The organism is Pedobacter alluvionis, from assembly GCF_003664035.1.
Classification (GTDB): Bacteria; Bacteroidota; Bacteroidia; order Sphingobacteriales; family Sphingobacteriaceae; genus Pedobacter; species Pedobacter alluvionis.
In genome coordinates this window covers 782,107-802,964 of sequence record NZ_RCCK01000011.1, presented here as the reverse complement: position 1 = coordinate 802,964, position 20,858 = coordinate 782,107, and the positions used below count along the sequence as shown (strand labels likewise).

22 protein-coding genes are annotated in these 20,858 nt (G+C 37.1%); 15 read left to right on the top strand and 7 right to left on the bottom strand.

All coding sequences use genetic code 11. The annotated features are described in order from the left end of the window. Positions 1-40: 40 nt before the first annotated feature. The 9 genes from BCL90_RS11100 to BCL90_RS11060 all read left to right on the top strand — a co-directional run bounded on the left by BCL90_RS11100 (position 41) and on the right by BCL90_RS11060 (position 7,584). Positions 41-259: an AtpZ/AtpI family protein gene (locus BCL90_RS11100; RefSeq protein WP_121284035.1), complete on the top strand. Its 219-nt coding sequence runs from the start codon at positions 41-43 to the stop codon at positions 257-259. A 208-nt stretch (positions 260-467) separates the two neighbouring features. Next, positions 468-857, top strand: a complete 390-nt coding sequence (locus BCL90_RS11095; RefSeq protein WP_244094992.1) for a hypothetical protein — start codon at positions 468-470, stop codon at positions 855-857. A gap of 14 nt (positions 858-871) precedes the next feature. Then, positions 872-2,005, top strand: a complete 1,134-nt coding sequence (gene atpB, locus BCL90_RS11090) for a F0F1 ATP synthase subunit A (protein WP_121284034.1) — start codon at positions 872-874, stop codon at positions 2,003-2,005. 41 nt (positions 2,006-2,046) lie between these two features. After that, positions 2,047-2,262: an ATP synthase F0 subunit C gene (gene atpE, locus BCL90_RS11085; RefSeq protein ID WP_055912908.1), complete on the top strand. Its 216-nt coding sequence runs from the start codon at positions 2,047-2,049 to the stop codon at positions 2,260-2,262. A gap of 91 nt (positions 2,263-2,353) precedes the next feature. Next, a complete protein-coding gene (locus BCL90_RS11080) occupies positions 2,354-2,848 on the top strand; it encodes a F0F1 ATP synthase subunit B (protein ID WP_121284033.1) in 495 nt (164 codons plus the stop codon). Positions 2,849-2,966: 118 nt separating this feature from the next. Continuing rightward, positions 2,967-3,506 carry an ATP synthase F1 subunit delta gene (gene atpH, locus BCL90_RS11075; RefSeq protein WP_121284032.1) on the top strand — a complete coding sequence of 180 codons (540 nt, stop codon included), beginning with the start codon at positions 2,967-2,969 and terminating at the stop codon, positions 3,504-3,506. A gap of 194 nt (positions 3,507-3,700) precedes the next feature. Next, positions 3,701-5,275 (top strand): F0F1 ATP synthase subunit alpha, encoded by a 1,575-nt coding sequence (gene atpA, locus BCL90_RS11070; RefSeq protein ID WP_121284031.1) that lies wholly within the window; start codon positions 3,701-3,703, stop codon positions 5,273-5,275. 86 nt (positions 5,276-5,361) lie between these two features. Next, on the top strand, positions 5,362-6,258 hold the full coding sequence (gene atpG / locus BCL90_RS11065) for an ATP synthase F1 subunit gamma (protein WP_121284030.1): 897 nt from the start codon (positions 5,362-5,364) through the stop codon (positions 6,256-6,258). Between the two features lie 198 nt (positions 6,259-6,456). Next, a complete protein-coding gene (locus BCL90_RS11060; RefSeq protein ID WP_121284029.1) occupies positions 6,457-7,584 on the top strand; it encodes an ATP-binding protein in 1,128 nt (375 codons plus the stop codon). A 69-nt stretch (positions 7,585-7,653) separates the two neighbouring features. On the opposite strand, the gene BCL90_RS11055 is transcribed toward BCL90_RS11060, so the two are convergent. Further along, positions 7,654-8,358, bottom strand: coding sequence for a hypothetical protein (locus tag BCL90_RS11055; protein WP_121284028.1), 705 nt, complete (start codon positions 8,356-8,358; stop codon positions 7,654-7,656). A gap of 202 nt (positions 8,359-8,560) precedes the next feature. Between BCL90_RS11055 and BCL90_RS11050 the strand changes: the two genes are divergently transcribed. The 3 genes from BCL90_RS11050 to BCL90_RS11040 all read left to right on the top strand — a co-directional run bounded on the left by BCL90_RS11050 (position 8,561) and on the right by BCL90_RS11040 (position 11,008). After that, positions 8,561-9,325 carry a 5'-nucleotidase, lipoprotein e(P4) family gene (locus BCL90_RS11050; protein ID WP_121284027.1) on the top strand — a complete coding sequence of 255 codons (765 nt, stop codon included), beginning with the start codon at positions 8,561-8,563 and terminating at the stop codon, positions 9,323-9,325. A gap of 57 nt (positions 9,326-9,382) precedes the next feature. Continuing rightward, positions 9,383-9,601: a hypothetical protein gene (locus tag BCL90_RS11045; RefSeq protein ID WP_029278686.1), complete on the top strand. Its 219-nt coding sequence runs from the start codon at positions 9,383-9,385 to the stop codon at positions 9,599-9,601. 507 nt (positions 9,602-10,108) lie between these two features. Further along, positions 10,109-11,008 carry a DUF4349 domain-containing protein gene (locus BCL90_RS11040; protein ID WP_121284026.1) on the top strand — a complete coding sequence of 300 codons (900 nt, stop codon included), beginning with the start codon at positions 10,109-10,111 and terminating at the stop codon, positions 11,006-11,008. 113 nt (positions 11,009-11,121) lie between these two features. Here BCL90_RS11040 and ruvC read toward each other — a convergent pair whose 3' ends face one another. Further along, positions 11,122-11,709 (bottom strand): crossover junction endodeoxyribonuclease RuvC, encoded by a 588-nt coding sequence (gene ruvC, locus BCL90_RS11035; protein ID WP_121284604.1) that lies wholly within the window; start codon positions 11,707-11,709, stop codon positions 11,122-11,124. 41 nt (positions 11,710-11,750) lie between these two features. Between ruvC and BCL90_RS11030 the strand changes: the two genes are divergently transcribed. The 3 genes from BCL90_RS11030 (at position 11,751) to BCL90_RS11020 (ending at position 14,984) form a co-directional block, all read left to right on the top strand. Next, the gene (locus BCL90_RS11030) at positions 11,751-12,728 is read left to right on the top strand and encodes a lysylphosphatidylglycerol synthase domain-containing protein (RefSeq protein WP_121284025.1); all 978 of its coding nucleotides are present in this window, start codon (positions 11,751-11,753) and stop codon (positions 12,726-12,728) included. 82 nt (positions 12,729-12,810) lie between these two features. Further along, a complete protein-coding gene (locus tag BCL90_RS11025; RefSeq protein WP_244094993.1) occupies positions 12,811-13,842 on the top strand; it encodes a glycosyltransferase family 2 protein in 1,032 nt (343 codons plus the stop codon). Next, positions 13,842-14,984 carry an ABC transporter permease gene (locus BCL90_RS11020; protein WP_121284023.1) on the top strand — a complete coding sequence of 381 codons (1,143 nt, stop codon included), beginning with the start codon at positions 13,842-13,844 and terminating at the stop codon, positions 14,982-14,984. The genes BCL90_RS11025 and BCL90_RS11020 overlap by 1 nt, the downstream gene beginning before the upstream one ends. 128 nt (positions 14,985-15,112) lie before the next feature. Here the strand turns inward: BCL90_RS11020 and BCL90_RS11015 are convergent, their stop codons facing one another. The 5 genes from BCL90_RS11015 to BCL90_RS10995 all read right to left on the bottom strand — a co-directional run bounded on the left by BCL90_RS11015 (position 15,113) and on the right by BCL90_RS10995 (position 20,747). Further along, positions 15,113-16,060: a DUF5777 family beta-barrel protein gene (locus BCL90_RS11015; RefSeq protein WP_121284022.1), complete on the bottom strand. Its 948-nt coding sequence runs from the start codon at positions 16,058-16,060 to the stop codon at positions 15,113-15,115. Between the two features lie 5 nt (positions 16,061-16,065). Next, positions 16,066-16,608: a YceI family protein gene (locus BCL90_RS11010; protein ID WP_121284021.1), complete on the bottom strand. Its 543-nt coding sequence runs from the start codon at positions 16,606-16,608 to the stop codon at positions 16,066-16,068. A 57-nt stretch (positions 16,609-16,665) separates the two neighbouring features. Further along, positions 16,666-17,028, bottom strand: a complete 363-nt coding sequence (locus BCL90_RS11005) for a cytochrome c (protein WP_121284020.1) — start codon at positions 17,026-17,028, stop codon at positions 16,666-16,668. A gap of 294 nt (positions 17,029-17,322) precedes the next feature. Beyond that, positions 17,323-19,401 (bottom strand): M16 family metallopeptidase, encoded by a 2,079-nt coding sequence (locus tag BCL90_RS11000; RefSeq protein WP_121284019.1) that lies wholly within the window; start codon positions 19,399-19,401, stop codon positions 17,323-17,325. A 32-nt stretch (positions 19,402-19,433) separates the two neighbouring features. Continuing rightward, entirely contained in the window at positions 19,434-20,747 is a 1,314-nt protein-coding gene (locus BCL90_RS10995; RefSeq protein WP_121284018.1) for a M16 family metallopeptidase, read from the bottom strand. Between the last annotated feature and the right edge of the window lie 111 nt (positions 20,748-20,858).

The window sequence follows — 20,858 nt, the reverse complement described above, 5'->3', positions numbered from 1 at the left end:
TTTTAATTATTCAAAGTTAATTTAATTATTGCATTAAAAAATGGAAAATCAGAAAGAAGATACAAAGAAAAAGGTAAATGCAGCCGCCAAATATTCTGCCATTGGTTTCCAAATGATTGCTACCATTGGTCTGCTTACTTTTATTGGTTACAAGATCGATGAACATAGAAACAGTAAAACTAACTTAATTACTGCTGCTTTTGCTTTGGCAGGTGTAGGGATTGCGTTATATCAGGTCATCAGGCAAGTGACAAAATAATTGCTAAATGGCTGTATTGTTAGATTGTTGAACAAGATGCAGCCAACAATTAATCAATTTAACAATTCAGCAATAGGGTATTTACCTCAGTTAACCGATTAAACAATTTAAACACTTTACCAATCTAACAATAATTCTTTTCTCACTAGTTACTTGATACTAAAAACCTTATCTTTGCAAAAGTTTTTATCTGCTAAGAATTTATACCTTGACTCTAGCCAAATTTACCAGTATCTATTTCATTTTTGTAGGCTTATTAATAGGCGTTGTTGCCGTTTTACCTTTATTATTTCCCGATAAACAGTTATTGGTAAACAATTTTTGGGTGATGTTTGGTTTTTTGGCCGGTATCACATACATCGCATATATGTTGGTTGATATCGGTGTAAAACGCGATCCTGAAGTGGGTATAATGGCCATTATGGGATCAATTGCAGTGAAGATGATTTTTTGTATGGCTTTTGTGCTGATTTACAGTATAAAAGCAAAGGGAATTGGGCTAGTATTTCTGCTTAATTTTTTTTCTTTATATTTATTGTTTACGGCCTTTGAAATTTACTGTTTGTTACGTAACTTGCGCCACCAAAATTTAAAGTAAAAAACTGCCAATAAATGGATTGTAACCGAGTTTTTGTGTCTAAAGTTAAAAGGCTAACTATTGTTTTTACGCTTTTAATCGCGTTTTTATCTATCAAAATTGATACTTTCGCTCAGGTTGATAGCGCTGTTGTACCTGTTGATAGTGTGGTTGCCGAATCTGCACATGCAACTTCTGGTGAGCACGGATCTGAAGCCAGTCATGGTAAAGAAAAATTTGAGCCTACCAAAGTAATTATGGAACACATTGCCGATTCGCATATGTGGCATCTTTGGGGACATACTTCGTTACCTCTTCCTGTAATTTTATATACGCCTGGTGGTTTAGAGGTTTTCTCTTCTGGCAATTTTCATCATGGTGAGCACGATTATAACGGTAAATATAATAACTATCGTTTAGAAGAGGATCATGTTAAAGTGGTTGGTGCTGACGGTAAGGTGGATGAAGAAGTAAGTAAATCTGTATTAGATTTCTCGATCACTAAAAATGTTGCAGCAATGTTTGTGGCAATTCTGGTAATTCTTATTGTATTTATTTCGGTGGCTGGAGCTTATAAAAAACGTGTTGGTAAAGCGCCAAAAGGTTTGCAATCTTTTATTGAGCCGATTGTTATTTTTGTGAGGGACGATATTGCTAAGCCAAACATCGGGCATAAATACGCGAAGTTTATGCCGTATTTGTTAACCACGTTTTTCTTTCTTCTTTTTAACAATTTATTGGGTTTGGTGCCAATTTTTCCAGGTAGTGCGAACGTTACAGGTAATATTGCATTGACGTTTGTAATGGCTTTAGGAACTTTGCTTATTGTAAACTTAAATGGTAACAAATATTACTGGAAACACATATTTTTACCCGATGTTCCATTTTGGTTATGGCCTTTAATGGTTGTAGTAGAAGTTGTAGGTATCATTTCAAAACCATTCGCTTTAATGGTTCGTTTATTCGCGAACATGACAGCTGGTCACATTATCGTATTGAGTTTAATTTCCTTAATATTTATTTTTGAAACACTGGCTATTGCGCCTGTTTCAGTTGCATTCGTAATATTTATGGATGTGTTGGAATTGTTGGTGGCATTTTTACAAGCCTTTATTTTTACATTACTTACTGCCTTATTTATTGGTATGGCGGTAGAAGAACATCATTAACAGAAAACTATTTTTTACAATTAATATAAATTAAATTAGTTATGGTAGGTTCAATCGCGGCAATTGGTGCCGGTTTAGCAGTAATCGGTGCAGGTATCGGTATCGGTCAGGTAGGTGGTAAAGCAATGGAAGGTATTGCTCGTCAACCGGAAGCTGCATCAAAAATTCAGACTGCAATGATTATCGCTGCTGCTCTTATTGAGGGTGTTGCTTTATTCGGTGTGGTAGTTGCATTATTAGGTAACAGCCTTAAATAATTCAAGCTGAAAAAAATTAGATAGAGTATTTAACGATTGGTTATTTACTCTATCTTAATTAACAAGATTAAGATTAAAAAAATTAGATAAAATGGATTTAGTAACCCCAAGCATAGGATTGGTTTTTTGGACATCATTAGCATTTATTTGCTTATTGATTTTACTTAGAAAATTCGCATGGAAACCTATTTTAGGTGCCATTCACGAACGTGAGCAAAGCATTGATGAGGCCCTTAACAAAGCTGAATTGGCTAAGCAGGAAATGGCACGTTTAACCAGCCAGAATCAGGATTTGATGCAACAGGCACGTGCTGAACGTGATGAGATTTTAAAGGAAGCTAAAACCTTGAAAGATGGTATCTTGAACGAAGCTAAAAAACAAGCTCAGGTAGAAGGTGCTAAATTGATTGAGAAAGCTAAAATCGAAATCGAAAACCAAAAGAAAGCCGCTTTAGCTGAAGTTAAAGACCAGGTTTCTTCTTTATCATTAGAAATTGCAGAACGTGTTTTACGTACTCAGTTAGATGATAAAACCAAACAGGAAGCTTTAGTAGCTAACTTGTTAAAAGACGTTGAATTAAACTAGTTTGAGAAAATAGATAGGAGACATTAGATTTGAGACACTAGATATGAGATAGGAGATTAACTCTGAATACTCAATCTCACATCTCACATCTCACATCTTCCATCTCACACCTAAATATATGTCAGAAATTAAAGTTGCAGGCAGATACGCCAAATCATTAATAGACTTAGCCGTTGAAAACAACGACTTAGAAACTTCTTATAATGATATGGTTTTATTTGAAAAAGTGGTTGATGAAACCCCTGAACTAGAAGCAATATTAAAAAACCCGATTGTACCTTTAGATAAGAAAACAGGTATTTTAAACGGGATTTTTGCAGATAAAGTAAGCAAACTAACCATCTCGTTTTTCAAGATTGTGGTGAGCAAAGGTCGTTCTGCGATTTTATTTGCTACAGCAAAACAGTTTATACAACAATATAATTTAATTAAAGGTATTGTTACTGCTGATGTAACTACTGCAGCTACTTTAAGCCCTGAGGCTAAAGAACAGATTATAGCGATTGTAAAAAAAGAATTAGGTGCCAACCAGGTGATTGTTAATGAAAAAATTAACGAGAAGCTAATTGGTGGTTTTATATTAAAAGTTGGCGATAAGCAATTTGATGCAAGTATTGCCAGCGGTTTAAGTAAACTTAAAAAAGAATTTGCGCAATAGCGTTTTGCGTAAGGCGTTTAGCGTTGATTCGCAAAATGTCTAAAAAAAAATAAAGTGAAGCGTAAGTGTAGGTGGTAAAACGCCAGGCGCAAACCGCCAAACAAAAAGAGTATTGCGATAAGCGTATGGCGCGGAAAACGCCAATCGCCATGCGCTAAGCACTAAACATTTATAAAAAGATATAAAGTAAAATTATGGTAGAGGTAAGACCAGACGAAGTATCGGCAATTATCAGACAGCAATTGGCGGGCTTCAAATCAGAAACCGAACTGGAAGAAGTTGGTACCGTGTTGCAAGTGGGCGACGGTATTGCCCGTGTTTACGGTTTAACTAAAGTTCAATCGGGAGAGTTAGTTGAATTTGCAAACGGCTTACAAGGTATTGTATTAAACCTTGAAGAAGATAACGTTGGTGTGGTACTTTTGGGTGCTTCAGACGAGATCAAAGAAGGTGATACAATTAAACGTACTAAAAAAATTGCCTCTATTAAAGTTGGTGAAGGTATGCTTGGCCGCGTAGTGAACACTTTAGGTGAGCCTTTGGATGGTAAAGGCCCGATCTTGGGTGAAACTTACGAAATGCCTTTAGAACGTAAAGCACCAGGTGTGATTTACCGTCAGCCGGTAAACGAGCCTTTACAAACAGGTATTAAAGCAATTGATGCAATGATTCCAATCGGTCGTGGTCAACGTGAGTTGGTTATTGGTGACCGTCAGATTGGTAAAACTGCCGTTTGTATTGATACCATTATCAATCAAAAAGAATTTTATGAAGCAGGCCAGCCAGTATTCTGTATTTATGTTGCTATCGGTCAGAAAAACTCAACCGTTGCTAACATTGTACGTACATTAGAAGAAAACGGCGCTTTACCATATACAGTTGTTGTTGCTGCTTCGGCTGCAGATCCTGCTCCAATGCAGTTTTATGCTCCGTTTGCAGGTGCTGCAATTGGTGAGTTTTTCCGTGATACAGGTAGACCAGCATTAATTGTTTATGATGATTTATCTAAACAGGCAGTTGCTTATCGTGAGGTATCTTTATTACTTCGTCGTCCACCGGGTCGTGAAGCTTATCCAGGTGACGTTTTCTACTTACACAGTCGTTTGTTAGAAAGAGCTGCGAAAATCAATGCTAACGATGATATCGCTAAAGCAATGAACGATTTGCCAGAGTCAATTAAACATATCGTTAAAGGTGGTGGTTCATTAACGGCTTTACCAATTATCGAAACTCAGGCAGGTGACGTATCAGCGTATATCCCAACCAACGTAATTTCGATTACTGATGGTCAGATCTTCTTAGAGTCGAACTTGTTCAACTCAGGTATCCGTCCCGCAATTAACGTAGGTATCTCGGTATCACGTGTGGGTGGTAATGCTCAGATCAAATCGATGAAAAAAGTAGCAGGTACTTTAAAGTTAGACCAGGCTCAATACCGCGAGTTAGAGGCTTTCTCTAAATTCGGTTCTGACTTAGATGCTGCAACCAAATCGGTTTTAGATAAAGGTGCACGTAACGTACAAATGTTGAAACAAGCACAGTTTACACCTTTTACTGTTGAGAAACAAGTTGCAATTGTTTACGCTGGTACTAAAAACTTAATGCGTAGCGTACCAGTAGATAAAGTAAAGGAATTCGAAACAGAATATTTAACTCAATTGGAGATGCGTCATCCAGAAACTTTAGCGGCATTAAAAGCTGGTAAATTTGATGATACCATTACTGGTGTATTAGATACCGTAGCAAAAGAGATTTCAAGTAAATATTAATAAGTATCGAGTAGTTAGTATCAAGTATCAAGATGAACTTCGTCTTGATACTTGATACCCTATTCTTGATACTCACGAAATAAAGAATGGCTAATTTAAAAGAAGTAAGAAACCGGATTGCATCGGTACAGTCAACACAGCAGATTACCAAGGCTATGAAAATGGTTTCGGCAGCAAAGTTGAAACGTGCTACTAATGCAATTATCGCTTTACGTCCTTATGCAACTAAACTGAAAGAGATTTTAGGTAATCTGTCAGCAAGTTTAGAGGGATCGTCATCGCCTTTTATCCAGGAGCGCGAGCCCAATAAGGTTTTAATTGTTACGGTATCTTCAAACCGTGGTTTGGCTGGTGCTTTTAACATGAACGTAATTAAAGCGGCCAACAATTTAATTGCTGAGAAATATAGCGAACAGTTGAAAAATGGTAACGTTAGCATTATTTCTATCGGTAAGAAAACTCAGGATTTTTACGAAAAACGTAACTATAACGTAATTGGTAATAATAATGAAGTGTATGCTGCTCTAACTTTCGAAAACGTAACTAAGATTACCGATGCCATTATGGCGGGATTTGTTAAAGGAGACTTTGATAAGGTAGAGGTTGTTTACAACCGTTTTAAAAATGCGGCAGTTCAAATTATTACTTCTGAGCAGTTGTTGCCTTTGCCTAAAGCAGAAGAAACAGCAGTGGATCAGAAAGCTGATAAGAAAACAACAAACGTTGATTATATTTTAGAGCCTTCTCAGGAAGAAATTGTAGAGCAGTTAATTCCTAAATCAGTAAAAATTCAGTTATATAAAGCTGTTTTAGATTCTCATGCTTCTGAGCACGGCGCACGTATGACATCAATGGATAAAGCAACTGAAAATGCGGGTGAGTTATTGAAAGCTTTAAAACTTTCATACAACCAGGCACGTCAGGCAGCAATTACAACTGAGTTAACTGAGATTGTAAGTGGTGCAGCCGCATTGAACGGATAATTTAGTCTATAGTCGGAAGTCATTAGTCTTCAGTCAAATAATACAAAGCCCATTTCTTAATTGAGATGGGTTTTTTTATAAGTAATAGAATCATAATCCAAAATTATTATGTTTTTTATGGATTGAAATCCTAAATTATTATGTTTTTTACGGATTGTAATCCAAAATTATTATACTTTTGTGTAAGGATTTTTTATTATGATTGTTCGTAAACAGTTGGATTATGCTTTTGCCAGGCTTTTTAAAGGGAAAGCCTTTATCATCTTTGGGCCACGCCAAACTGGTAAAACTACTTTTGTTGAACAATTATTGGCAAAGGTTGATAAAAAGACCCTGTACCTTAATGGGGATGATGCTGATGTACGCGAAGCTTTGGCTAAACCCAATGCGGCACAAATAGCACAAATGCTCGCTGGCTACGAAGTGCTTTTTATAGACGAGGCTCAAAGAATCAATGATGTAGGTTTGCTCATTAAAATTATTGTAGATCGCTTTAAGCCTGTTCAGGTTATTGCTACGGGTTCATCAGCATTTGAGTTGTCAGGTAAAATAAACGAACCTTTAACCGGTAGAAAATATGAAATGATGCTTTTGCCATTTTCATACGCAGAGCTGGTGAATGATACTGACTTTATTACCGAAGAAAGATCGCTGGAGCGACGGTTAATTTATGGTTCCTATCCGGAGATTATTAACGATCCGCAGAACGCAGAAGAGCACTTAAAATTACTTGCAGATAGTTATCTATATAAAGATCTTTTTACTTTGGAAGATGTTAAAAAGCCGCTACTTTTCGAAAAAATTGTGAAGGCCCTGGCTTTGCAGGTTGGGAGCGAAGTTAACTTTTCTGAACTGGCACAACTGGTAAAGGCCGATCAGAAAACCGTTGATAAGTACATCAGCCTACTCGAAAAATCTTTCGTGGTTTTTAGCTTACCTGCCTTTTCGGGTAATGTGCGCAACGAAATTAAAAAAAATAAAAAGATCTATTTTTATGATACAGGTATTGTAAATGCCATTACGCGGAATTTTAATCCAATAGCAAACAGGAATGATGTTGGTGCACTATTTGAAAATTATATGATCGCTGAACGGATGAAGTTTTTGCACCAGAACCAGATAGAAGCAGAATGCTTTTTCTGGCGTACCACGCAACAACAGGAAATTGATTATATAGAAAAAACAAAAGAAAAACTTTTGGCTGTCGAGTTTAAATGGAGCGAAAGAGGGAAAAATAAAATTCCACTTACTTTTACACATGCTTACCCCGATGCAGAAACATCATTAATATCGAAAGCTGATAGGGGAACTTTTTTGAACGGTTAAATGTTTTTACAAAAAAAAAGTCCCATTTCTCAATTGAATTGGGACTTTTGCTTTATAGATGAATATCAATTATTTTAATACGCTTAATCTTAAATATCCATCTTCTATTCTCATCTGTTTTTTATTTTCGTCAAAAATATTTACATTGAATTTAACTTCTAATAGATATCCTGATTTTCGTTTTTTTAAACTTATAATTTCAAATTTCGAACCATTTTGATCAGTTTGTAATACAGATGCAGGTTTACCTAAATCTGATTGGCCATACGATTTATATACACCTTGTTGATTGATGACTGTAAATGCAATTCCAGATGTAGAATTTTTCCTAAAAAAGTCTGTTGAGTATTTATAAAAACCAGGAGTGAATATTTCTGTTTTATTTTTAGGATAATTTAAATACGCACCATTATTTTCATTTGTATTTTCGGTTTCATTTTTATTATATATTTTAATAAATGAAATCGTAATATTAGTATAGCTTGCTCTAATAGTAAATTCTCTTACAAATAGTAAAGAGTCTTTGTCCCCTTCTAATTCGTAATTGAAGTTTACTCCTGAAGTAATTTTGAGATTTGATTGGGTTGTAAATGTACCTCCTTTTTCAATACCGATAGACTTATAGGTTTTCCCGTCAATGGTATAAGAAGCTGAATCTCTTAAAGACTCTATAGGATCGGGTTTTTCTATAGTTGGATCAATGGGATTGTCTTTCTTGCAGGCAGCAAGGAAAAATAGGGCAATAGCAATCCCTATCAGGGTTTTAGATTTCATGATAAAATGATTTTATTTGTGTGTACCCAAAAATAGTTATTTTTATAACTAAAATTTTAATTGATAGGAAAATTATTCTGATTATTGGTTAAGATTGGTAGCTATTCTTTGACGGAAATGTATCCCCCCCCAAAAAAAATATAGATTTTTTTGGGGGGGGGAATTATCGGCTTTTAATATCTTTGTAGCCTAATATCAGGTTATGAAAAAACACATCCTCATTATCTTATTGACTATTCCATTTTTTGTTAAAGCCCAAAATCCTGCACGGGATTATACCAATGCGGTACTTTGGCAGCAAACCTCGGGCGAATATAGGGCCTTATGTTTCCAGGCTTATAACTTTGCACGTTTATCGTTAAAAGAAGCTTTATGGGCCGATACCAGTAAAAAACCAAATTGTGTAATTGTCGATATTGACGAAACCGTTTTAGATAATTCTGCTTTTCAGGGGCACGAAATTAAAAAAGGACTAAGTTATGTATCTGAAGACTGGACAGAATGGACCAATCTTGCTCAGGCCGATACTGTTCCGGGTGCATTGGCTTTTTTAAAGTTTGCAGCATCAAAAAACATCGAAACCTTTTATGTGAGTAACCGCGATGAGAAAGATTATGCAGCTACGCTAAAAAATCTGCAGCACTTTGGCTTTCCTTATGCAGATGATGCACACTTAGTGGTCTCGAAAGGAACTTCAAATAAAGAACCACGCCGCCAGAAAATTACAGAAACGCACAATATTCTATTGCTATGTGGCGATAATTTAAGCGATTTCAGTAACATTTTTTATCGCGAAAATAAAAATACCTTCGAGCAGGTAAACACAAATCAGCACCTATTTGGAACAAAGTATATTGTGTTGCCCAACCCAATGTACGGGGATTGGGAAAAGCCTTTGTATCAGGGAGAAAAACTTAGCGATAAAGATAAAGCGAAACAAAGATTAGAACGATTAAAAAGTTACTAAGTTTTATAATTATTCAGCAATAAGTATTACTTTTGCAGCATCATAAAAATAAACATTATGGAGAACAACGAATTAAAGCACAATACGGAAAGTATGAAAACGGCTAACCAGCCAGGAATTTATAAATTAATGATTTTTGGTGTACTGGTTTGCATGGTGGGTACTTACGCACGTTTCGCTTACGATTCGTGGCAAGTGTCATTAGCATCCTGGATTGTTTTGTTCATTGGTGCAATTATTGCGATTAAAGGTGTATTCAAAATATTAGACGCATAAGCGTTCTACTATCAAAATATAAAGCCGGTCAATGTTTATTCATGACCGGCTTTTTGTTTATATACACTTCTTTTCTGAAAAGCAAATTCAGTAGGTATTAGGTTAAGGTAGTCCCGCCATCCGCTGTAGCTCCGATAGAAAAATCGGAGGCTGCCGCTCCTGTCAGGTTTATGATAGAAAGGTCTGCCTATGTAATCTAAACCTGACAGGAGCGGACACCGAACGTAGTGAGGTAAAGCGGATGGCAGGGCTTTCGAAACCGACAAACACAGTAACCTGCTTTAAAAAAAAAACGCCATAAAAACTTCATTTAAACCTGCGAGGTTTAATACTAGCTGAAACCGCTAAAACACCCTTCTCACGTCACTAAACCCAACATTGGGTTACCTAAATATAATTTTCGTATTAAGGGTAAATACAGCGTTAAAACTAACCAAGTACGCTACACTTCTTATGGCCATTTGAAGCAAATATTTAAAATGATTATTTATTTTGAACCACACAATCATGAAAAGGAATATTATTGCTATAGCCATAGTTTTAACAATTTTTGGCTGCCAGAAATCGAATGAAAAGTATGCAAGTGCTGATACCGCAGTGCTGGAGCCGTTGAGCAAAGAATCTGCAGATAGTACTGCCGCTGAGAAAATCATCAAAACTGCTGATATGCGGTTTAGGGTGAAAGAGGTTCAAAACACGAAAGAACAGCTTAGCAAAACCATTAAAGCGGAAGGGGGAACTGTTGCAGAGTTCTCGATCGAAAGTACCATCCAGGAAACCGATAAGGTTAAACAATCTACCGATTCACTAAAAGAAATTACTTCCTATCGCACTCAGGGTTATCTGGTGGCAAAAGTTCCGTCAGAGAAGCTGGATGAATTTACCAATACTATTGCAAGAATGGCTGTTTTTGTCGATCACCAATCAATGAAGATGGACGATCAAAGTATTGCTTATTTAGCCAATAAACTAAAGGCGCAGAACAGAGTAGATGCGATTGAAAAAATTAATAAAGTAGCCTCGAAAAAAAGTGCCAACGTCGAATCTTCTCTTTATATCAAAGATGATTATGTAGATAAGAAAATTGAGAACATGCAGATTGATAGCCGTGTGAAATTCAGTACCATTACCCTTAATTTTTATCAGGACAATACAGTAAAAACCATGATTGTGGCCAATGACAATCTGTACGACTACCGCCCGGCATTTGTAAACAGACTTTGGTTGGGTATTGTAAACGGATGGACGATTTTTAAAGAAATCATCATCGCAATTTCCAATTTATGGATGTTAATATTGGTTGGTTTTGCAATCTTCTTCACTATAAAATATTTTATTCGCAGGAATAAATTAAAAATCGAAGAAGCGACTAAAAATAGGATTGATCAGGCTGCCAACAATAAATAGCTTATTTCATTACCGCGCCATGGTTCGTGTTCGCACGAACCATTTTATTCTCTACCAAGAAAGATTGCTTCACTCTTATGATCGGAGACTCACGAACCACAAATTCTTTAAGATTATTTCTTTGCCTTAACCACTATACCTTTAACCTTAGTTTTATTATCGCTTACAAAAGATTCCCAGCCCGAATAGGTTTTAGATTTACCACCTGTTGTAATTTTCTGAAAAGAATGGCAAACGGCAACAGCCAAACCATCGGTTGCATCCAAGAATTCGGGTGTTTCTTTAAAATTGAGTAAGCGCTGCAACATGGCTGCTACCTGTTCTTTTGTGGCATTACCACTACCGGTAATGGATTGTTTGATCTTACGTGGAGAATATTCGGTAACTGAAATATTTCTGGACAACGCGGCTGCAATAGCAATGCCCTGCGCACGGCCGAGTTTTAATAAAACCTGAATATTTTTACCATAAAATGGTGCCTCGATAGCCAGAACATCAGGTTTATATTGATCGATTAAAACCACTGTTTTTTCGAATATCCTTTGAAGTTTGAGGAATGGATCGTCTAAGTGGGTCATTTTAACCACTCCCAAACTGATCAATTCCGTTTTATTTCCCTTTTCTAAAATTACGCCATAACCCATCACCGCCGTTCCCGGATCAATGCCCATAATCACCCGTTCCTTTTTTTCGTTCAACATTACAGCAATATTAAGCATATTTGCAAACTAAAAAGATAATCTTGACAGGCAAGAACAAAAAAATATTATCGCTTTTTATCAAAGTTGCAATTGTGATGTTTGCCTTTTGGTTTATTTACCATAAGCTCGTTGCGAATAAAAATCTTCACGATTTCAGTACATTATTAAAAGATATCCCTCAAACAGAAATAATCACCGTAATTGGGATAGTGGTATTTCTGATGTTTGTAAACTGGTTTTTAGAGGCCGGTAAATGGAAATACTTAATGAGCCATATCGAACCCATCAGTTTTTACAGGGCCATCGAATCTGTTTTCTGTGGTTTAACGCTTGCTATTTTTACGCCCAACAGACTAGGAGAATATGGAGGCCGTGTATTTTTCCTTTCCCCCCGAAGAAGAATTGTTGGGATAGTGGCCATGAGTGTGGGTAGCATCGGTCAATTGGTGCTGACTAATGTCTTCGGAGCCATTGCAACCTGCTTTTTCGTGTACCGCTTTATCCCGATCGATAAGGTACTATTTATTGCCTTGGTTTTTTTTGCGGTAATTTTTTGCCTGTTTTTTCTGGTTTTTTACTTTAACATCCGTTGGTTAAATGGGATTTTATTATCCTTCAAATTCACCAGGAAATATAAGAAATTTTATAGCATTTTAGCCAGGTATAAAAAACGGGAACTATTCAAAATTATTACTTATTGTTTTGCCCGTTACCTGATATTCAGTTCGCAATATTTCATCCTTTTTATCTGGCTGGTGCCTGGATTGCACTATGCAGATATTGTGATGATGACCTGTTTGCTATTTTTGGTACAATCGGCACTGCCTTCACTAGATCTTTTCGATGTGGGTATTAGAAGTGTCACTGCAGTTGAGCTATTTAAACATGTAACCGATCAGCATCTGGCTGTTATTGCATGTACCGCAAGTATCTGGCTCATAAATATTATAATTCCTGCTATCTTAGGCACTTATTTCGTTTTTAAACTCAATTTTTTTGGAAATCTTAAATCTAATTAGTCTTATATCTGCTGCTTTAACCTTAATTTATGGTTTTTTAGTGCTTAATTTTATCAGAGGATGGCATAACTTGGTCTATTTTATGCCACAAAAATCTGATCCCCGAACCAAAGTTTCTATTATCGTTGCTGCAAGGGATGAGGAAGAGAATATCGATAAAACAATTAATGACCTGATTGCTCAACAATATCCTAAAGCTTTAACAGAAATTATTATTATTGATGACCATTCTACTGATAGAACGGCAGAAATTGTGTTAAGCTATGCCGACAGTAATGTGAAACTAATTAAGTTAAACGAGAATAGGGCATTAAACTCGTATAAGAAGAAAGCAATACAAACAGCTATTGGCACCTGCTCCGGCGATCTGATCATTACCACTGATGCGGATTGCAGGATGGGGCAGAATTGGCTGGTTACCATTGTAAACCTATACGAGCAGAAAAACTATAAAATGATTTCTTCACCCGTAGCTTATTTTCAGGAGAAAAGTTTCTTTGAGCGATTACAGTCCTTGGAATTTCTTTATCTTATTGGCTTAGGGGCATCTACTATAGGAAACAAACAGCCATCTACTTGTAATGGTGCAAATTTGGCCTACGAAAAAACAACTTTTTATGAAGTTGGTGGCTTTCAGGGAATAGATGATCTGGCATCAGGCGATGATGAGCTGCTGTTGCATAAAATTGCCGCCAGATATCCAGATCAGATTGGTTTCCTTAAAAATAGAGAAGCCATTGTGTACACTCATGCAAAAGAAACCTTAGGCTCGTTTATACAGCAACGCAAACGTTGGGCTTCAAAGAGTACCCGTTATAAAAACAAGGCAATTATTGTTTTGGGGGTGTTGATTTGGATCTTTAACCTTTCTATTCTTACAAATTTTATCACCGGATTTTTTATTCCAGGGTTTTTAACCATTACATTTTATCAATTATTGGTTAAAATGGTTTTAGAAACATTATTTTTATGGGATGTAACCGGCTTTGCCAAAAGGCGCAGTTTACTTATTTTAATACCTGTTTTAAATGTACTGCATGTAATTTACATGGTGTACATCGGCATTGCCGGCAACAGTGGCAAATACAATTGGAAAGGCAGAATGGTTAGGTAATGGATAATAGCCCGTCAAAGAAAGTATGGTTAAAGTTTAAGCGGAATAAGCTGGCCTTCAGCGGGCTGATCTTTATCTTGCTATTAATGCTGATGGGTGTTTTGGGCTATTTAATTATGCCAGACGATTCTCCAAATGCAAATGTTCAGATTCTTCAATTAAATAAAAAGAAACCGGGTAGTACATTTACATTTTTAATTATCAGCCGGAAACCTAAAATAGAAAAGCTTAACTTTTTTGAGCGGATGTTGAATGGGCAGACACCAAGTTTTAAAAGCATCCCGATAACTTCTTACCAGATAAAAGATAAAGATGTTTTTGTGCAGGAATATATTGGCGAGGATGAAAAAGCCAAGGAAACCAGGTATGAACTGAAAGATTTATGTCCAAGTTGTGTTTTACCTTCAAAAATAGGAACACCACAAGCGCTCTTCGAAGAAAATAACATCTATACACACACCTATATTTTAGGAACTGATATTTATGGCCGGGATTTATTAAGCCGGTTGATTTTAGGCATTCGCGTTTCATTATCGGTGGGTTTAATGGCGGTTCTCATCTCTCTTTTTATTGGCGTGAGTTTAGGAGCCATTGCGGGTTATTTTGGTGGCCGCGTAGATGCAGCCATCAGTTGGTTTATGAATGTCGTTTGGTCGCTACCGTCATTGCTGCTCGTTATTGCGATATCTTTCGCTTTGGGGAAAGGCTTTTGGCAGATCTTTATTGCAGTTGGTTTATCAACCTGGGTAGATGTAGCCCGATTGGTGCGTGGGCAGGTGATGGCTTTAAAAGAAGTAGAGTTTGTTGAAGCTGCCAGGGCCTTAGGTTTTAGCACCAGCCGAACCATTATCAAACACATATTGCCAAATATCGCTGGTCCGATTTTAGTTGTGGCCTCGTCCAATTTTGCTTCTGCTATATTGTTAGAAACCGGCTTGAGCTTTTTAGGCTTTGGTGCACAACCACCCATGCCAAGCTGGGGAAGCATGATTAAAGAACATTATGGTTATATTATTATGGATGCAGCTTATCTCGCCGTTTTGCCCGGTTTAGCCATTATGTTTACGGTATATGCCTTTAATGTACTTGCCATAGGTTTACGCGATGCTTTTGATGTAAAAGGCCAGAACGTAACCGTTTAATCATAATCATAATCATAAAAAAAGCAGTACCAATTGGCACTGCTTTTTTCTTAAAAACAAAAGCTTAAGCTGTTGCGGTAAATGTGTTTCCTGAAACAGTAAGCGGATAAACTTTGGTTGAATCTGATCTATTTTGCTTTTTTCTTATCAAAAGAAAACCTACGTGCTATACTAAAGCCCCAGCGGTATTGCCCTTTAAGCCACGAAGTATTCGTATCGGTAATAAACTGCGATTCCTGTATTGCTGTGGCATTGGTGAAATTGAGGTGAAAAATATGCCCTCCGGTTTCAAACTCAAGTCCGGCACCAAGCGTTTTGTAATATTTCGTTCCCAATGTGCTTTCGAGATAAGCTTCTTTATTTTTATCCCTGAATGGAATGGTATAATCGGCTACAAAAGCCATGCGTTTGGTAATTTTGATACGACCACCAACCGACAAGGCAAGCATATCGTTTTGATCACCAAAAACAGTAAAATTGCGGTGTACATACGATGGCATTACCAGCATTGAAAAGTTTGAATTAAACTTACGGGCAATTACGGCTTGAACCACATAAGTTAAGCGATCCTGGAATTCGCTAAATGCATTTGCAGCGGTGGGGTCGGTTGAAGCTTTCGCTGCCGAAAGGGTAGTACTGCCGAATAAGGTTACTGCAACAGGCACTTTATCATCAGCGGTTTGCTCCAGTAAACGGTATTTTAAATTCCCTTCGTAAAGCTGTGTTACCACACCGGCTCCTTTTGCCCTTGATAAACCAACGGAAAACCTATCACTGATTCCGTATTCAAAGCCAATTCGGATATCTGTTGATTGATCCAGCCCAAAAAAGTTTTTGGTACCACCTGCACTACCCGCAATATCACCAAAACGGTGATCTACCCTAAAATCCAGTTCATTTTTATAAATGGTTTCATTGGTTTGGATGTTGATCAGTTTGGTTGCCTTAAAAGTAGCCTGTACATTCTTTTTTTCAGCAGGCATTTGCAATGCTTTTTCGAGCGAATCTTGTGCAAAAGCTAAAGTAGGCAAGAGGGTAATAGATAGGTATAAAAGAGATTTTAGACGAAATTTCATAAATTTTATTTTTTGGGTTGATAAATAGCAGTCATTTTTACCTGTATGGTTTCTGCAATCTGTTTAAAAACGATCGTTGGGATTTTGATACCATGATCGGCCAGTTTTACATTAAATGTAGAAGTAGCTTTTATCTCATCGCCGGTAATTACTAACGATCCTTTTGTTGTATATTCTTTGGTTACGCCATGGATCTGCAGGTTACCCTTAACCGTAACGGGATAAGTACCAGGTTTTGAAAAATCGATCTGTTCTACAATTTTTCCTTTAAAATCAGAAGTTGGGAACTTATCGCTCTCCATATAATTTTCGTTAAAATGCTCCTGCATCAGTTTTTTCTTAAACTGAAAAGAAGTATTGTTGATTTTGAAAATGATATCGTTGGTTTTGATATTAAGCGCTGAAGCACCTGTTTTACTCTGTGCATCGATATCTTCTACAGGTGTGGAAGAGAAAAATGAAGAAGTTACGCTTTTACTAACCCATATTTGCGCTTTTATACCTGTGCACAATAACAAGGCTATTAAGGTGAAAAATAGTTTTTGCATTGGTGTATTTATTTAAATTTTTAATAGAACCATCTGATTAGCGTTAATCCTTATTTGTTATTCTGGCATGCCTTTATCAACCCAGGCTTGTAATAATTCTCTTTCGTTCGCGGTCAAAGAACCACCTTTAGGCATTGTTTTGGTAACCAGAACAGCATTCGCTACGCGTGTATCATTTTTTATAGAGGCAAGGCCATTAAATAACCATACGGATTTAAGCGCGCCGTTTGGACCATGGCAGCTATTGCATTTGGTTTGGAAAAGCGCACCTGCAAAATTGGTATAGGTTACATTGGCAGTGGTAACAGCTGTTGGGCCCGTAGGGGCTGCTGGTTTTAATTCCTCAGCCTGTCTTTTAGAACAGGCAAAAAGTAAGGCAGTAATTGCAGCTAATAGAAAGATTGAATTTTGTTTTTTCATAGATATTTAAATTAAGGTTAAAATTGGTGGTAGATTCATTTCTATGTCCTCATGCTCGATTGCGGTGCAACTGAAATTTTTATGGCGATGGCCGGTTTTAAAAATTTATGTTCTGTTTGTTTGAAAAGCATAACTGTTTTTGAAATAAGCATAGTTTTTCATGTAATTTTTGCTGAAATCTTAATCGTTACGTAGCTTTCTAAAGATTGGTTGCCTGCGGGATAAAAAAAACACAAAAAAAAGCCGTCCCGATTTTACATCAGGACGGCTTTCAAGATAAATTTTGTCTAAAACCTAGTTAAAATCTTCGGCCTTTAAAGGTGGATTGATTTTAATGTCTTTGATTACAACCGAAAACTCCTGAGAACCTTGGGGGCTTGCCACCGATTGAGTTAAGGTAAATGGAAATAATACATCACCTACTTTTTTGTAGTTTGAATATTCAGTAGACTGACTAATTTCAGCCCCACCTTTGGTCGTGGTACTTTCATCTTTTAAAAGCAAACCCGATTTGGTGTCGTAGTATTCAGTTTTCTTTTTGCCCGATGGAGTAGTGATATTTAATTTAAAAGCATCGGCTGTACCTACTCTCGCTGTCCCGGCTGTTTCAATTTTCGTTCCGTCAGTTGCATAGTACAGTTGAGTACCATAACCTTTATCATCTTTCCTTTCAGCCAGATCATCACCAGTTAATTCAGCTTTTTGGCCCATTTGCATTGCATATCCTGTTTTACCATTGTAAACCTGTTTCATCGCAGTTTGGCCACCCATAGAAATTTCCATGCTGCTTAAGTTTGGTGCCATATTTTTAATGGTAACGGCAAGCTTTTGACCTTGCATTTCCATTTCACCATTTTGCTGTAATGAAGTGATTTTTTTAATAGCTTCTTCACCACCAATGGCTTTAATGTAGTTTCTGATAATTTCTGCAGGTGCAGCTGTTGGTGCGGTAGCAGTTTCGGTTGCTTTCACCGGATTTGCATAGTTATCGTAAATCTGTGTTTCAAAGCCTGCTTTAGTTAAGCCTGTTGCAAATGCATCGGTTTTGCCCACAATAACAATACGTGTATTGTCGTGATAGTAATATTTTTTAGCTACCCTTAAAATATCATCTGTAGTTACCGCATTAATCTTTTGTAGATAAGTGCGGTAAAAATCTTTAGGTAAGTTATTAATTAAGATATTGCTCGCGAAGCCTGCTGTACGCGCTGGATTTTCTAAGCCTAGTGCAAATGATCCATTGAAAAGATTTTTTGCATTCTGTAATTCATCAGGAGTAACCTTTGTGGTACGGATGGTGTTAATTTCTCTTAAAAATTCTACTACCGCACTATCCACTTTTTCGTTTCTGACAGCTGCATTGGCTGAAAATTTAGATTGGAAACGACCTGAGCCAGTGCTTGAATATGCACCATAAGTAAAACCATGTTTCTCACGAAGGTTGCCAAATAATCTCGATTCAGAGCCGCCACCTAAAATCTGGTTTGCCAATAAAACCGGGAAATAATCAGGACTGCTCATTGGCAAGTCGATTAGGTTTACCACTGTAATTTCTGATTGAACAGCGTTGCCCACATTGATGATATCCACTTCTGTTTTGGCAGGATTAGCAACTTTGGTCAATGCCGGTAAGCTTAAAGCTGTTCCTTTCCAATCGCCAAAAGCTTTCTCTGCCAATGCTTTTGCTGCTTCCGGCTTAATATCGCCAACAAAGGTTAAGTAACCTCTTGATGGGGTAATGTATTTTTTATAAGCTGTTTTAACATCATCTAAAGTAATTCCATTTAGAGAAGCTTCGGTTTCGAATTCGCCATAAGGGTGGTTTTTGCCATAAGCTAAAGCATTTACCACACGTGCCGAAATGGCTTTTGCACTTTTCTCGTTGGATTTTAATCCAGTAATGGCCTGAGACTTTAATTTTTCAAAAGATTCTGCTGGAAAAGCAGGTTTACGGATGCTTTCGGTCATTAGGGCAAATGCCTGAGGGAAGTAACGGGTTAGGGCCGATACCGAACCACCACTTGCACCTGCGCTTACATCAGCACCCAGCTGATCTACCGCTTCGTCAAATTGTGCCTTTGTTTTAGTTGTGGTTCCCTCGTTTAGCATACTACCCATTAAGCTCACTACGCCCGCTTTTGCACCTTCGGTAATGGGGCCTGCATCTATACTGTAACTTGCTGATACTTTAGGTAGCTTATGGTTTTCTACTACCAGGATGGTGATGCCGTTTGCTAATTTATAAATAACAGGATCGCCAACAGTAATAACGGGTGCCGGACCTGCTTTTGGTTTATGGCTCCGATCTATAGTTTGTGCTGAAATGCCTTGAGCCAATAAGGAAACTGCAGCTATAATGAATAATTTTTTCATGTTTTTAATAATTAAAATGAAAAGCGGTCAGCTTATTTCTTAGGTAAGTAATACAATACAACTCTTTGGTTTTTGCTCAGGTACTTTTTAGCAACATCTCTGATTTCCTCACGAGTGATGGACCTGATTACCTCTAATTCCTTATTGATATCATTTGTATCCTTATCATGGAAAGTATAGCCATTGGCCAAATTTTCGGCAACACCCAACATTTTACTGTTTGCACTTACATAGTTGTTTTCGAATTTATTCTGCAGTTTTTTATAGTCGCTTTCGCTAATTAAATCGGTTTGAAGGCGTAAAACTTCTTCATCAATGTCTTTTAATAAATCATTAAGTGGTGTATTACTATTGGGTAATGCCAGGGTGATATAAGCACCATAATCTTCAAGCGAATAGTTAAAAGCAGCAACCTGTAAAGCTGTTTTCTTTTGATCAACCATTTTAGTGCTTAATCTTGAGCTTCCACCTTCTGATAAAATAGAGCTGATCATGCCCAACACCTTGCTCTCTCTACTCTTCATACCCGGTACGCGGTACGCGGCAAAGATGGCTGGGATCTGGATATTGGCATCGTAAGCGGTATCGATAATTTCTTTGGTAATTTCCGGTAATTTATATTCTTGACGAACAATCGTCGCACCTTTAGATACTTCAGCAAAGTAAGCTTTTACCAAAGCTTTGGTCTTCTCTACATCTAAATCGCCGGCAATGGTTAAAACGGCATTGTTAGGCACGTAGTATTTCTTAAAAAAAGCAATAAACTCGCTCAGTTTTGCCGCGTCTAAGTGCTCCATTGAACCAATCGGTTGCCAACGGTAGGGATGACCATCAAACAAATGGCTGAAAATTTTCTCTGTAAATTTTCCATAAGGCGCATTGTCTATGCGTAAACGTTTTTCTTCTTTTACTACCTCGTTTTGTGTTTTTACACCACCTTCGTTAATTACGGGGTGCAACATTCTTTCGCTTTCTAGCCATAAACCGAGTTCTAATTGGTTTGATGGAAAAAGTTCATAATAAAAAGTACGGTCTTGAGAAGTATTGGCATTGTTCTGTCCGCCATTACTGCTTACCAGTTTCATAAACTCACCGCGTTTAATGTTATCGGAGCCTTCAAATAATAAATGTTCAAAAAAATGGGCAAAGCCTGTACGTTGGGTTTCTTCATCTTTAGAACCAACATGATACATTACCGAAACGGCAACAACGGGAGCGGTTTTATCCTGGTGTAGGATGACATGGAGACCATTGTCCAGGTCGAATTCCGTAAACTGTACTTTTTGGGCAGAAGCACTTAAGCACAGACCGGAAATGGCCAAAGCAAAGAGAATTCTTTTTTTCATTAGTAGTTTTTTTAAATGATTAAAAATAATCAAAAGCGAAAGCGAGCAATTATTTTATTAATAAGTTAATTTGGATTTTTCACTAGCGTGAAACAATTATAAGAACGGGCC

Excerpts from the sequence above, each read along its gene's own strand:
- BCL90_RS11100 (WP_121284035.1), top strand. The coding sequence starts at position 41 with ATGGAAAATCAGAAAGAAGATACAAAGAAAAAGGTAAATGCAGCCGCC.
- atpB (WP_121284034.1), top strand. The coding sequence starts at position 872 with ATGGATTGTAACCGAGTTTTTGTGTCTAAAGTTAAAAGGCTAACTATT.
- atpE (WP_055912908.1), top strand. The coding sequence starts at position 2,047 with ATGGTAGGTTCAATCGCGGCAATTGGTGCCGGTTTAGCAGTAATCGGT.
- BCL90_RS11080 (WP_121284033.1), top strand. The coding sequence starts at position 2,354 with ATGGATTTAGTAACCCCAAGCATAGGATTGGTTTTTTGGACATCATTA.
- atpH (WP_121284032.1), top strand. The coding sequence starts at position 2,967 with ATGTCAGAAATTAAAGTTGCAGGCAGATACGCCAAATCATTAATAGAC.
- atpA (WP_121284031.1), top strand. The coding sequence starts at position 3,701 with ATGGTAGAGGTAAGACCAGACGAAGTATCGGCAATTATCAGACAGCAA.
- atpG (WP_121284030.1), top strand. The coding sequence starts at position 5,362 with ATGGCTAATTTAAAAGAAGTAAGAAACCGGATTGCATCGGTACAGTCA.
- BCL90_RS11060 (WP_121284029.1), top strand. The coding sequence starts at position 6,457 with ATGATTGTTCGTAAACAGTTGGATTATGCTTTTGCCAGGCTTTTTAAA.
- BCL90_RS11055 (WP_121284028.1), bottom strand. The coding sequence starts at position 8,358 with ATGAAATCTAAAACCCTGATAGGGATTGCTATTGCCCTATTTTTCCTT.
- BCL90_RS11050 (WP_121284027.1), top strand. The coding sequence starts at position 8,561 with ATGAAAAAACACATCCTCATTATCTTATTGACTATTCCATTTTTTGTT.
- BCL90_RS11045 (WP_029278686.1), top strand. The coding sequence starts at position 9,383 with ATGGAGAACAACGAATTAAAGCACAATACGGAAAGTATGAAAACGGCT.
- BCL90_RS11040 (WP_121284026.1), top strand. The coding sequence starts at position 10,109 with ATGAAAAGGAATATTATTGCTATAGCCATAGTTTTAACAATTTTTGGC.
- ruvC (WP_121284604.1), bottom strand. The coding sequence starts at position 11,709 with ATGTTGAACGAAAAAAAGGAACGGGTGATTATGGGCATTGATCCGGGA.
- BCL90_RS11025 (WP_244094993.1), top strand. The coding sequence starts at position 12,811 with ATGCCACAAAAATCTGATCCCCGAACCAAAGTTTCTATTATCGTTGCT.
- BCL90_RS11020 (WP_121284023.1), top strand. The coding sequence starts at position 13,842 with ATGGATAATAGCCCGTCAAAGAAAGTATGGTTAAAGTTTAAGCGGAAT.
- BCL90_RS11015 (WP_121284022.1), bottom strand. The coding sequence starts at position 16,060 with ATGAAATTTCGTCTAAAATCTCTTTTATACCTATCTATTACCCTCTTG.
- BCL90_RS11010 (WP_121284021.1), bottom strand. The coding sequence starts at position 16,608 with ATGCAAAAACTATTTTTCACCTTAATAGCCTTGTTATTGTGCACAGGT.
- BCL90_RS11005 (WP_121284020.1), bottom strand. The coding sequence starts at position 17,028 with ATGAAAAAACAAAATTCAATCTTTCTATTAGCTGCAATTACTGCCTTA.
- BCL90_RS11000 (WP_121284019.1), bottom strand. The coding sequence starts at position 19,401 with ATGAAAAAATTATTCATTATAGCTGCAGTTTCCTTATTGGCTCAAGGC.
- BCL90_RS10995 (WP_121284018.1), bottom strand. The coding sequence starts at position 20,747 with ATGAAAAAAAGAATTCTCTTTGCTTTGGCCATTTCCGGTCTGTGCTTA.